The sequence below is a fragment of the Nocardia sp. NBC_00403 genome, from assembly GCF_036046055.1.
GTDB lineage: Bacteria > Actinomycetota > Actinomycetes > Mycobacteriales > Mycobacteriaceae > Nocardia.
Map to the genome: position 1 here is coordinate 2,200,393 of NZ_CP107939.1, position 12,340 is coordinate 2,212,732.

General features: G+C 64.8%; 13 protein-coding genes. 9 read left to right on the forward strand and 4 right to left on the reverse strand.

What is annotated here, in order from left to right:
- The 4 genes from rplO (at window position 1) to map (ending at window position 3,312) form a co-directional block, all read left to right on the forward strand.
- Complete coding sequence (rplO, locus tag OHQ90_RS09610; protein WP_328409230.1) at window positions 1-444, forward strand: 50S ribosomal protein L15; 444 nt, start codon at window positions 1-3, stop codon at window positions 442-444.
- 164 nt (window positions 445-608) lie between these two features.
- Window positions 609-1,931, forward strand: a complete 1,323-nt coding sequence (secY, locus tag OHQ90_RS09615; protein WP_328409232.1) for a preprotein translocase subunit SecY — start codon at window positions 609-611, stop codon at window positions 1,929-1,931.
- Entirely contained in the window at window positions 1,928-2,473 is a 546-nt protein-coding gene (locus OHQ90_RS09620) for an adenylate kinase (RefSeq protein ID WP_328409234.1), read from the forward strand. The genes secY and OHQ90_RS09620 overlap by 4 nt, the downstream gene beginning before the upstream one ends.
- 38 nt (window positions 2,474-2,511) lie before the next feature.
- The gene (gene map, locus OHQ90_RS09625) at window positions 2,512-3,312 is read left to right on the forward strand and encodes a type I methionyl aminopeptidase (protein WP_328409236.1); all 801 of its coding nucleotides are present in this window, start codon (window positions 2,512-2,514) and stop codon (window positions 3,310-3,312) included.
- Between the two features lie 729 nt (window positions 3,313-4,041).
- Here map and OHQ90_RS09630 read toward each other — a convergent pair.
- On the reverse strand, window positions 4,042-4,824 hold the full coding sequence (locus OHQ90_RS09630) for a class I SAM-dependent methyltransferase (protein ID WP_328409238.1): 783 nt from the start codon (window positions 4,822-4,824) through the stop codon (window positions 4,042-4,044).
- Window positions 4,825-5,020: 196 nt separating this feature from the next.
- Complete coding sequence (locus tag OHQ90_RS09635) at window positions 5,021-5,599, reverse strand: helix-turn-helix domain-containing protein (RefSeq protein ID WP_328409240.1); 579 nt, start codon at window positions 5,597-5,599, stop codon at window positions 5,021-5,023.
- 67 nt (window positions 5,600-5,666) lie between these two features.
- Here OHQ90_RS09635 and OHQ90_RS09640 point away from each other — a divergent pair, with 67 nt between their 5' ends.
- Entirely contained in the window at window positions 5,667-6,644 is a 978-nt protein-coding gene (locus tag OHQ90_RS09640; protein ID WP_328409242.1) for an alpha/beta hydrolase family protein, read from the forward strand.
- A gap of 7 nt (window positions 6,645-6,651) precedes the next feature.
- On the opposite strand, the gene dtd is transcribed toward OHQ90_RS09640, so the two are convergent.
- Window positions 6,652-7,095 carry a D-aminoacyl-tRNA deacylase gene (gene dtd / locus OHQ90_RS09645; protein ID WP_328412742.1) on the reverse strand — a complete coding sequence of 148 codons (444 nt, stop codon included), beginning with the start codon at window positions 7,093-7,095 and terminating at the stop codon, window positions 6,652-6,654.
- A gap of 51 nt (window positions 7,096-7,146) precedes the next feature.
- On the reverse strand, window positions 7,147-8,619 hold the full coding sequence (locus OHQ90_RS09650) for a hypothetical protein (protein WP_328409244.1): 1,473 nt from the start codon (window positions 8,617-8,619) through the stop codon (window positions 7,147-7,149).
- Window positions 8,620-9,290: 671 nt separating this feature from the next.
- Here OHQ90_RS09650 and OHQ90_RS09655 point away from each other — a divergent pair.
- The 4 genes from OHQ90_RS09655 to OHQ90_RS09670 all read left to right on the forward strand — a co-directional run bounded on the left by OHQ90_RS09655 (window position 9,291) and on the right by OHQ90_RS09670 (window position 12,322).
- Window positions 9,291-10,901, forward strand: a complete 1,611-nt coding sequence (locus tag OHQ90_RS09655) for a hypothetical protein (protein ID WP_328409246.1) — start codon at window positions 9,291-9,293, stop codon at window positions 10,899-10,901.
- A gap of 8 nt (window positions 10,902-10,909) precedes the next feature.
- Window positions 10,910-11,194: a hypothetical protein gene (locus OHQ90_RS09660; protein WP_328409249.1), complete on the forward strand. Its 285-nt coding sequence runs from the start codon at window positions 10,910-10,912 to the stop codon at window positions 11,192-11,194.
- A 218-nt stretch (window positions 11,195-11,412) separates the two neighbouring features.
- Window positions 11,413-11,730, forward strand: coding sequence for a hypothetical protein (locus tag OHQ90_RS09665; RefSeq protein ID WP_328409251.1), 318 nt, complete (start codon window positions 11,413-11,415; stop codon window positions 11,728-11,730).
- Between the two features lie 73 nt (window positions 11,731-11,803).
- Window positions 11,804-12,322 (forward strand): YbaB/EbfC family nucleoid-associated protein, encoded by a 519-nt coding sequence (locus tag OHQ90_RS09670; protein WP_328409253.1) that lies wholly within the window; start codon window positions 11,804-11,806, stop codon window positions 12,320-12,322.
- Window positions 12,323-12,340 lie beyond the last annotated feature (18 nt).

A 12,340-nucleotide genomic window follows, 5' to 3' on the forward strand; every position in this document is an offset into this window, starting at 1 on the left:
ATGACCATCAAGTTGCATCACCTGCGTCCGGCTCCCGGCGCCAAGACCGAGAAGACCCGGGTGGGTCGCGGTGAAGGCTCCAAGGGCAAGACCGCGGGTCGCGGTACCAAGGGCACCAAGGCTCGCAAGAACGTTCCGGCCGCCTTCGAGGGCGGGCAGATGCCGCTGCACATGCGGCTGCCCAAGCTCAAGGGCTTCACGAACCGATTCCGCACGGAATACCAGGTCGTGAATGTCGGCTCGATCGCCAAGTTGTTCCCCGAGGGTGGCGAGATCGGCAAGGCCGAGCTCGTTGCGGCCGGCGCGGTTCGCAAGAACCAGCTGGTCAAGATTCTCGGTGACGGCGAGATCGGTGTCGCGGTCCAGGTGACCGTCGATAAGGTCACCGGTGCCGCCAAGGAAAAGATCACCGCGGCCGGTGGCACTGTCACCGAGCTGGGCTGACGGTACTCTGCACATAGTGGCACCGGACGAGTGAAGGCTCGTCCGGTGCCACTGTTAGAGTTCAATTGTTGTCTGCCAAGCCTCGTCATGGGATACCGGCGCCTTCCGACCAGGACATCGCTGAAAAGTCCATGGCATGACCATGTCGTTCGCCAGGAGGATCTGTGCTTTCCGCCTTCGTATCGGCCTTCCGGACTCCGGACTTACGGCGGAAGATTCTCTTCACGCTGGGGTTGATCGCGTTGTACCGCTTGGGTGCCGCGCTGCCGTCCCCTGGCGTTGATTACCAGGCCGTCCAGGAATGTATCGACCTGGTGTCCGGCGGTGAGTCCGGCGGTATCTACCAGCTGATCAACCTGTTCTCCGGTGGTGCGCTGCTGCAGTTGTCGGTCTTCGCGATCGGCATCATGCCCTACATCACGGCCAGCATCATTATTCAGCTGTTGACCGTCGTCATCCCGCGGTTCGAGGAACTGCGAAAAGAAGGCCAATCAGGCCAGAACAAGATGACGCAGTACACCCGGTATCTGTCGATCGCCCTCGCGATCCTGCAGGCCACCGGTCTGGTCGCGCTCGCGGCCCGCGGTCAGCTTCTGCAGGGCTGCCAGCAGGACATCCTGGCCGACACCAGCATTTTCGGCATGATCATCATCGTGCTGGTGATGACGGCCGGTGCGGCACTGGTGATGTGGTTCGGTGAGCAGATCACCGAGCGTGGTGTCGGCAACGGTATGTCGCTGCTGATCTTCGCCGGTATCGCCGCCCGTATCCCGTCGCAGGGCAAGGGCATCCTGGACAGTCGTGGCCCGCTGGTCTTCGGTCTCGTCTGCGCCGCCGCGCTCGCCATCATTGTCGCGGTCATCTTCGTCGAGCAGGGCCAGCGCCGGATTCCGGTGCAGTACGCCAAGCGAGTCGTCGGCCGCAAGATGTACGGTGGCTCCTCGACCTATCTGCCACTGAAGGTCAACCAAGCAGGCGTCATTCCGGTGATCTTCGCGTCATCGCTGCTGTATCTGCCGAACTTGGTTGCCCAGCTGACGACGTCGAAGGGGTCGGCAGATCAGAGCTGGTGGCAGGAGATCATCCAGAAATACCTGGTGACCCCGAGTAATCCGGTGTACATCGCAATCTACTTCGGTCTGATCGTGTTCTTCACCTACTTCTATGTCGCGATCACCTTCAATCCGGAGGAACGCGCCGACGAGATGAAGAAGTTCGGCGGATTCATTCCGGGCTACCGCCCCGGTAGGCCGACCGCCGACTATCTCAATTTTGTGTTGAGCCGCATCACCCTCCCCGGCTCGATCTACCTCGGTCTAGTGGCAGTGCTGCCCAATCTGTTCCTCGAAATCGGCTCGTCCGGTGGTGCGCAGAACCTTCCGTTCGGCGGCACCGCGGTGCTCATCATGGTGAGCGTCGGCTTGGACACGGTGAAGCAGATCGAGAGCCAGCTGATGAATCGAAATTACGAAGGGTTCCTCAAGTGAGAGTTGTACTTCTCGGTCCGCCGGGTGCAGGCAAGGGCACCCAGGCCGTCCTGCTTTCGGAAAAGCTGGGCGTCCCGCACATCTCCACCGGAGACCTGTTCCGTGCGAACATCAGCCAGCAGACCCCGTTGGGGCGCGAAGCGCAGAAGTACATGGATGCCGGCGATCTGGTGCCCAGCGATGTGACCAACCGCATGGTCGAGGCCCGCGTTGCCGAGCCCGACGCCGTCAACGGTTTCGTGCTCGACGGCTACCCGCGCACGGTCGATCAGGCCGACGCGCTGGAGAAGATCCTCGCCGACATGGACACCAAGCTCGACGCGGTGCTGTGCTTCGTCGTTGCCGAGGACACCGTGGTCGAGCGGATGCTGGCCCGTGGCCGCGCCGACGACAACGAAGGTGTGATCCGCAACCGGCTCCGGGTGTACCGGGACGAGACCGAGCCGCTGCTGGAGCACTACGACGGGTTGGTCGTCACCGTGGACGGTGTCGGCGAGGTCGACGAGGTCAACGCCCGCGCGTTGCGCGCACTCGGCCACTGATGCCGCTTACCGCACCAGCGATGGGACACTGAACCGTCATGGTCTTCGGTCGTAAGAACAAGAAGGTGGTGCCGTTCCGCACCGCGGGCGAACTGGACGCCATGGCGGCGGCAGGCGCCGTCGTCGGCCGCGCGCTCGTCGCGGTGCGCGATGCCGCAAAGCCCGGTGTCAGCACCCTGGAGCTGGACGAGGTCGCCGAGCAGGTGATCCGCGATGCGGGTGCGGTGCCATCCTTCAAGGGCTACCACGGGTTCCCCGGTTCGATCTGCTCATCGGTGAACGACCGTGTAGTGCATGGGATTCCGGCCGCCGAGGAGATCCTGACCGACGGCGATCTGGTCTCCATAGACTGTGGCGCGATTCTCGACGGCTGGCACGGTGATTCGGCGTGGACATTCGGCGTCGGCCCGATCATCGACGCCGATCGGCTGCTCAGCGAGGCAACCAAGCTGTCCATGGAGGCCGGTATCGCGGCAATGCTGCCCGGTAACCGGCTGACGGACGTCTCGCATGCCATCGAGCTCGGCACCCGCGCCGCGGAAGAAATGCACGGTCGCGCCTACGGCATCGTCGACGGGTACGGCGGGCACGCCATCGGCCGCGAAATGCACATGGATCCGTTCCTCGCGAACGAGGGCGACCCGGGTAGAGGGCCGAAACTCGTTGTCGGATCTGTCCTTGCGATCGAGCCGATGCTGACATTGGGCACCACTCAGACCAAGGTGCTCGGCGACGATTGGACCGTGGTGACCATCGACGGCAGCCGTGCCGCACATTGGGAGCACACGGTTGCCGTCACCGAAGACGGACCGCGCATTCTGACGTTGCGTCCGGAATAGCCGACCGACTGGCCCGGTGGCCGAATGGCTGTGAAATACGTTGGGCGTCAGTGACATCGGCGATGGCCCACATTGGTGGCCTCGTGACATTATGCGGCGCCGAACTTTTGCGGTGCCTCGACATCGGCATGTCACGATCCTGTCGACATCGAACACGCTCCGACATCGACAGAGATATGGGATCGACGCCACTTCGACAATAATGAAGCGGCACATCGACTGATGCTCCGACGTTGACGGTGCACCGATGTCGATCATCCGCCGACATCGACGGACCCGGCGAGTCGATACCAGGGCGCACCGACACTGACAAAGCGCCGACATTCGGGGCGCTCCGACGTTGGCGTGCACCGACATCGACGACCGAGGGCAGGTGGACGTTACGCGGCGAGGCCCGATACGCACCGACGCCGCGGGTAGTCCGCAGGGCGATTACGCCTCGCGACACCCGCGTCGACGTAGTGGTCGATCAGCCGGTGTCACCGGGCGATACCCCAGCTCATCGCTGGATCGGTGACGTCGTTCCTTCCACCCGCGTCCGCACGTCCGGCTTCGCCTTTCGGTCGAGCGGTCGGTTCGAACGCTGTGGTGTGTCAGTGGTTTTCCTTCCGTGTCCGAGATGAACTTTTTGACGATGTAGAAATCGTATGTCGCATCGTCGACTACTCACCTGAGTAGGGAGCTACTCGAATTCCATTGGGCTGCGGCGGATCCGGATGGCGTAGCGCTTCATGTGCGCTGGGGCACCGGGGTTTCGGTCCTGCGGACGGCGCGGATGACGTCGGTGACGAGGGGCACGTCGAATTCGCCGTCGGCGGTCTCGGGCCTGCTGCGCAGGTAGTCGAGGATTCGGCCGAGCAGCTCGGTGCGCTCCGGTGCCGTGATCACCAACGTGTGCGAGTGGGTTCCGATTGTGGTCGTGAGGGATTCGGCGGTCCGCCGCTGTGCGTGCGGGAATTCGGCTCGCTCGAAGTCGAGGAACAGCGGATGCTTCGGGAGCTGGTCACCAGGCTTCGGCGGCGGAACTGCGACTCTCGGCCGGGAGACCGCCTGCAGGCCTATGATCCAGTCGACGGTGCTGTCGTCGGTGTTCCAGAGTGCGGCGAACACGCCACCGTCGCGCAGCACCCTGGCGATCTCGGGGAAGGCGCGCTTCTGGTCGAACCAGTGGAATGCCTGTCCGGAAAGCACCGCATCTACCGAATTGTCCGGCAGCGGAATGGACTCCGCGGCACCGGCGAGCGTAGTCACGTCGGGGTAACGCGCAATCAGTTCACTGCGCATCTCGGCGTCGGGCTCGACGGCGATCGGCTCGGCTCCCGCGCCGAGCAGACCTGCGGTGAGCTTGCCGGTGCCTGCGCCGAGATCGAGGACCACGAGCGAGTGCTGACGCCCGAGCGGCTCCAGAGCCCAATGAATTGCTGCCGCGGGGTAGTCCGGACGATGTTCGGCATACGCGGAGGCCTGTGCGCCGAATGAGGCGGCCGCACGGGCGTGTAGTTCGCCGTCCATCTCTCCACCATAGGACCTCGAGTTTGCTTGTCCGGTGGTATTCCGGGCTATCGTGCGGGTGCTGGCTGGAGGTCCCTGGCATGCTTGCCGGCACCGGCCTGGCCCGATCGTGTGGTTTGTCTGGGGTGCTCCACGATTCAGCTCGTGCACAGCGCACGGCCGTCGCCTGATCGGCTGTCCGATGTTCGCGCCGAAACTACGTGGTCTTGTGGGCTTTTCCTGCCGGCGCAACCTCGGTGGTCACCTCGGGCTGGTCGATCGGGAACAGGATCGGACTGAGCAGGTACTGCGAACGGCCCGGTGCGGGCGGGTTTTTCAGTCGGGGGATGATCGCGGCACGCAGCGCCGAAATCAGGTCGACGAGCTCATTGTGGTCGAGCCACATGGCGTGTTGCCGGTAGCCGACCAAATCCTCGGTCGGGTTCGCCTGGTCGCGATCGAGGTAGGAGTTGAATTCCGCGAGCAGCGTCGCCATCGCGGCGGCGAAGATCCTGCGATGGTCGTCGGTGGTCGCCGATGCGGCCGTGTCGGCGTCGATCACCGCGCGTTCCCTGCGCAGCCGGTAGTGGCGCTCGACCGCGCCGCGCACCCGCTGTTCGCTGTCGACCTCGAGGATGCCGCCGCCTGCCAGTAGTTCGACGTGGCGGTAGACGGTGGCCTTCGAGACATCGGGCATTCGGGCGCACAGTTGTGCCGTTGTCAGGGTTTGGCCACCCGACATTGCATGCACGATCCGCAATCGCACCGGGTGGACCAGCAGTTCCAGGGAGTCCATATCCGAATGTTCTCACTCATGATACCGTTCTCAAAGTTGAGAATGCTCAAGGGTTGTGGAGGACACGATGAATGGACCCGAGTCAGCCGTCACGGATGTGCCGTCGTGGCAGGCGCCGCAGTATGCGAATCCCGAGGTCTTCGATGAGCGGGCGGTGACCGTAGGGTCCGGGGAGTTCGCGGTGTCGGGCGTGCTGAGCATCCCGCATGGCGACGGTCCGCATCCCGCGGTGGTGTTGTTGGCCGGCGGTGGGCCGTTCGACGCCGATGGCACTGTGGGGCCGAACAAGATCTACAAGGATCTTGCGTGGGGGTTGGCGAGCCGCGGGATAACGGTGTTGCGCTTCGACAAGGTCACTTTCGCGCATGCGGAGAAGGTCGCTGCGACAACCGAATTCACACCGAGCGACGAGTATGTGCCGGCCGCGGTCGCGGCGCTCGAGATGCTGAGCGGACTGCGGGCCATCGACGCCGGGCGCGTGTTCGTGGTCGGGCACAGCATGGGCGGAAAGTTTGCGCCGCGGGTGGCCGCGGCAGCGCCATCGGTGGCGGGCGTGGTGATCCTCTCCGGTGATACGCAGCCGATGCAGTGGTCCATCGTGCGTGTCCTTCGGCGCCTCGCCGAGATCGATCCGGCGGCACTCGCGGCGTTGCCACCGCTCGAGACGGCCATCGAACAGGCGAAAATGGTCGACAGCCAGGAACTTTCACCGGCGACGCCGACAGTGCGGCTGCCGTTCGGCATGTCGGCCGCATACTGGCTGGACCTGCGGGCCTACGACCCGGTCGCGGTCGCGGCGACATTGCGCAAGCCTATATTGATTCTGCAGGGCGAGCGTGACTACCAGGTCACTGTGGCCGACGACCTGGCCGGATGGCAGGCCGGACTCGCGGACCGCGAAGAGGTGACCATTCGCACCTATCCCGCCGACGATCATCTCTGGTTCCCGGGGACCGGTCCGTCGCTGCCCGATGATTACACCCGGCCGCACCACGTGGATGCCGAGGTCGTCGCCGACATCGCCGACTGGCTGCTGTCCGCGTGAGCCGGCATCAGCCCTCCAAGAGCACGGTGACGGGTCCGTCGTTGGTCAGGTCGATATGCATATGGGCGCCGAAGCGGCCGGTGGCGACAGTGGCGCCCAGATCGCGCAATGCCTGGGCGAACGCCTCGACGATGGGTTCGGCGACCGAGCCGGGTGCGGCGGCGTTCCAGGACGGGCGGCGGCCCTTCGCCGTGTCGGCGTAAAGGGTGAACTGACTGATCACCAGGATGGGTGCGGCCAGGTCGGCGGCGGAGCGCTCGCCGTCGAGGATGCGCAGCCGCCACACCTTGTCCGCCAAGGCTTTCGCGGTCGTGTCGGTGTCACCGTGTGTGACGCCGACCAGGGCGAGCAGCCCGTGGGGCGCATGGTGGGCGGCAGGATCTATCCGGCCGACGATCTCCTCGTCGACCGTCACCTGGGCGGCGGACACTCGCTGTAATAGGACTCGCACATCGGTGATCATGCCGTGCGGTCCGGCCGAGGCAGCGGTGGGTGTGCCGTCTCAGCTCGGTTCGGGAGTTTTCACCTTCTTGAAGAACAGCAGGTCGGTGTGCGGCACTGTTTCGGCGGTTTGCCGAATCCCATTGGCAGGCAGGTGGGTCAGCTTGGCGAACATAGGGGAATTGCCGAACGCGGCGCGGACTTGGGTTTCGGACGCGTAGTCCGCGCCGTAGTCGGCCAGCGTCGCGAAATCCATGGGCGCGAGCGGCTCGTCGAGCGGCGCCTGTCCGCTCGGTCGGCCGAGGGCGGCGTACTGCGTGGCCTTGCCGCCCTCGTACCGGCACAGTTCATAGGCCATGTTCTCGGTGGCGGCCACGCTGATTACCGGCCAGCGGGTCGAAAGCTGCAGCGCCAGTGGATGTCTGCCGACATTCGCCAGCTCCCATTTCAGGCTCATCACGGTCACCGAGCCCGGGTAGGGCGCTTCGATGAGCACCATGTCATCGCCCAGCTCGGTCGCCGAGTTCAGTTCGAGATCGGCTGCGCTCCAGATGATTTCCACGCCGCCGAGATGGGTCGAGCCGATCGCGGGCTGCGCACCGTCGGCCGCATACGCGGCGATGACCGCGGCGCGGACCTGAGCGACGGCGTCACCGGCCGAACAGCGCACGCTCAGTGCCCCGAAGGTCGTGGCGATCTCGACCGGTCGCGACGGCGGATCGGGCATCGCGCCGGGGGTCAACGGCTTGATGCCGACCAGGGCCAGTTTCCAGTTGATCTCTTCGATCGTGGAGAGGTCGCCCGCGGTCTGGTAGAGGATCTGCTGCTGGGTCAGCCGTCCGGCGCGTTCGAGCGTCGGGCAATCCAGCTTCGCGAGGGCGCTATAGGACTTGACGGTGAGGTCGATGTCCTCGATGCGCGTCTGGCGCAGTTGTGTCGTCATTTCGGGCGAGGTCAGTGCCGCATATCGCTCGCGATACATCGCGATGGCCTGCTTGCGCTGTCTGCCGACCATGAGGGTGCGCAGCAGCGTGCTCAGACTGGCGAGGTACTTGCCGGATTGATCCGGATTCGCCGCGAACAGCCTGCTGCGGATCCGCACCGCATCCTCGGACGCGGCGACAGCGGTCTTCGGATCCAGCCTGCACAACCACACTCCGCACTTCGACAGCGCGTCGGCGCACACACCGGCCGCCTGCGGATGGGTGTGCGCCACTTGCCGATAGGCGCCACAGGCGCTGCGGATAGTGCTTGCCGCCAGTTCGCGGTGGCCGATGTGACGAGCGGCCTGTTCGAACACGCGCAGCGCGTCCTGTACCTCGCCCGCGAACTGTGCGGACACCTGTCCGGCGGTCAGCCAGTGCAGCCGAATGGCGACTGCTTCTTGCGCGGGCGCCAAGGCTTCGGCAGTCCGGTCGCGGCCGGAGCCGCTCTTCGTGGCGACCAACTCCTTGGCCAATTCGACCAACGACGTGGCCAATCGCAGCTGGGCTTCGATCGACCGGTCTCTCGCCGCCCCTCGATCCGCAGCCACTCGGCGCTCGATCGAGCTCAGATCCATCGCGATCCCAACTCCCGCATCAACCTTCCGCGTACGGTCGTCGATCGGCCGCATCCATGCCCGCCGAGTCTGCCATAAATCCGGGCAGCGTGCGCCGGTAGTCGCAGCTCGAACCGGGCACGGCAGAGCTATCGGTGGCGGCGCTGCGCGTCACTGCCACGGCACCTTCAGTTGACATCGTGCGGATAGCGACTACACCACCATGGAGTTCACCAATGTGGAGGCGCACACTCCTGTCCCTATCCGCGGTGGGCGAACGCGGATGCGCACCCGGACGACCTGATTGCCGCGGCCCGCATCGCCTTCGCCGGCCATTGGACTGCTCCACTCCGGTGCCAGGGAAGCCGACCTGATCGGCAAAATCGAAGAGTTCAACCACCGGGCAGCCCAGGAGGTCGGCCACCGTGCGACCGCTCGGGGCGGTGCTGCCCGCCAATGGATTCGGCGTCGCCGGTGCGCGGGTTGACGGGTCGCCGGTCGAGTCGCAGTTCGGACGCAGTACCGGCCGGACTCGCGGCTCCGGTTCGACAGATGCACGGCGTGTCGCTGTGCCAGTATGAGGGGGCAGTGACACAGCTCGGGCACAGCGGCAGCTTTCCCCACGCGGGTGCGGCCCCGTGCGCAGATGAGGAGATTGCGGCGACGTGACCAGTCCAGACGACGAGGCTCGCAACGACAAGGTCCAGAATCGTGCGGACGCCGGTGCTGCATTTCCCGGCAGTCGGGACCAGGAACAGGCGGTGCCCGGCGACCGGGTTTCCGACGAAGACTTCATACGGGAGTTCATGAGGAGCTTCGAAGAGAACAACGACGATCCCGACATCGACTTCACCCTCATCGAGGACGTGCCGGATACGGACGTCGCCGAGCAGGCCAAGGAACTCAGTCATCAGATCGCCAGGGAACTGACCGCGCTCGGTCCGCAAGGGTGGCGCCAGCTGGACGCGGTGTTCGCGATGACGACGTCCGCTGAGGTGGCACAGGTCGTCTTCTCCGACGACCAGCAGCGATCCGCGCGCATTCAGCCGACATCGGCGGTGCTCGAACTGGTCCGCGAACAACGGCGCATGTCGGCTCAGCTCAGTGACGGTCCGTGGTGGCGGTTTGTCCTGACACTGACCAATGCCGGCGAGATCGAAGTCGATTACGACTACGGTGACGAGCCGTTCCCGGACGATCAGCTGTTTCCGGCCGAGGTCTACGCCGCGGATCTGGAGGTGTACCCGCGTGATTCGCTTCCGGTCTGGTTGGCGGCCTATGTCGGTCACGGTGGCAGGCAGTCCCGGACCGCGCACGCGGCGGCCGCGCAGGCTCGTGCGGACCGCGAAGCGGGCGTGCGGGCCTCGGTGTCGGAGCGCGATTTTCCGGCGTTCCCGGTGATGTGGTCGCGGTGGGCGGTGATGGCGGCAGCGTTCGTGGCGGCCGGATCAGATTGGGGCCCAAGGGTGTTGCCCGCGCTCGGCTGGTTCGAGGGCGCCAAGCGAAGTGGTTCGACGTTGTACGTGCTGCCCGGTGGCCGGGCTGTACTGTCGGGCGGCATCTGGAACGCGCCCGAGCTGGATGCCACCTACAACGAGGGCGAGTCGATGCCGGCGCTGTACGCGGGCGCGCCGGAGTGGGTGGCCAATCCGGTGTTGAATCCGCGCGCGGCCAACGGTCTGCTGTCGTTCTGCTACTGGTGGGAGGGCGGTAGCTGGTATCGCGGTGAATCGCCGACCGCGGATCAGCTCAGTGATGCGGTGCCCGGTGTCTGGACTACCGACACTGTGGTGCAGGTGATCGCCGGCTTGGTGGCCGAACAACCAACGGACCGTCAGCGCGCGGCTGTGCTCGATCTGGTGTCCGCCGCCGAGGTCGGTCTTGTCACCCGTGACACTGTGGTCGATGTATTCGGCGAGGACGGCACGTTCGACGTCGACAGCGCCCACTACCAGCTGATGATGGCCGGGGTAGCGATGATGTTGCCCGAGCCGATGTCCGAAGTGGACGCGATCGCGCGGGTGCGGCAGTTCATTGTGGACCGGGGGATGGACACATCCGGGTATCCGCTGGAGGAGCTGCGCGCCGATCGGATCAGTGTCGGCTGGATGGTGTTCGTGCCGACCCGACCGGGCGAGATCTCGATCGGGCGCGCGATCTTCTATATCGCCGATGACGGTGTGCTGGAGCAGTCTTCGTCGTCGGTGGCGCCGTCGGTGTACATCGCCGAGTTCGAGCAGCGCTTCCAGCAGCGGCACGGTTCGGTAGAGGCCTGATCCGCTTTATGGTGCAAAGCCGATACCCCACCGAAGACGAGCTGCGCCGCAACTTCGAGCGCGAACTCGCCTCGGTCAGCTCCGGCGGCGGCCTTCGTTCGGAGACCGGGCTGGACATCGAGACGGATGCCGCGCTGGTCGAGATCGCCAAGGCCTACCCGAATGTGCCGGAAACGCTGGTCACGGCCGCCCGCGCGGCCTTCACCGGCCAACTGGACGGATCCAATGCGACGACCCGCCGGACCGAGCTGAAACGCATGCTTGCCGAACACAATCGGCGTAAGGGGCCCTAGTCGCCCCGTGACGCGAAACCGTTCCGGCGTTTCCGGGTCCGGGACAATCGGTACCAGCCATCATCGGATCATCTGTGTGGCAACAAGATCGAAGTAGCAGCATGGCCGAGAGAGTCGAAATCGAAAGCGGCCGTCTTCATTGACGGTTTACTGACCAGCGGCGTGCTTTTCGTGCGATCATCGGATGTGAAGGGTATTGCGAGAGCAGGAGCTTCGGCATGGGCAGATTCGAGAACTATGAAGAGAAGTTCCGTGCCGCCGGTGAAGACACCGCCAAGGTCCATGGTTCGTTGACCAGGTTGATTACCGCCGTGAACTCGGCGATGTCGGTCGGTTCGACCGCGTGGGGCCCGGACAAGTTCGGCAGCAAATTCGCGGACGGTCCCGAAGGTTTCGTCCAGTCGATGACGAATATGGTCGGTGGCACCCAGAGTATGGCCGATTCGTTCGCCAACATGTCCGAGGGGCAGTACCGCGCCGCGGAGACCGTCAAGAGGCATGAGCAGGCCTCGGAGGACGGCTTCGAGCAAGTCTGAGGCGAGTGTTCGACACCGACCGGGTCCGGTAGCTGTCGCCGGGCGAACCACCGGATGGTTGAAGAGGGTGGGTATGACAGAACAGCAAGACGAGGGGGATATGGCATCGGTTATCGATGCCTTTCACGAGCAGATGCACGCCATCGCGAAGGCGCAGCAGCAGCGGGTCAAGCTGATCGGCACGGCCACTTCGCGCGACAAGATGGTGACGGTCTCCGTGAACGCCAATGGTGTTGTCATCGAGACCAAGTTCTCCGCGAGCATCGGTGAGATGAGCTACGACGAGATCGCCAAGCTGGTGACCAAGACCGCGCAGGACGCCGCCGCCGACGTGACCAGGAAGAGTCACGCGTTGGCAGCACCGCTGGCCGACCGACGTGCGCGGCTGCCCAAGCTGTCGGAAGTGATCGAAGGCATGCCCGACTTCGAACGCGAAATACCGCTCGAGCCACCGGTTTCCACGGCGCCGCCGGGAGCGCCCGAGCGCACGGTCGAGGACACCGGCGCCGTTATGACATTCACTGATGTGGAGGACTTCGACCACAGCCGAAAAGCCGAGCCCACATCTGGGATCAGCGAATCCAGCTGGTAGGACTAGGGCGGCTCGGCT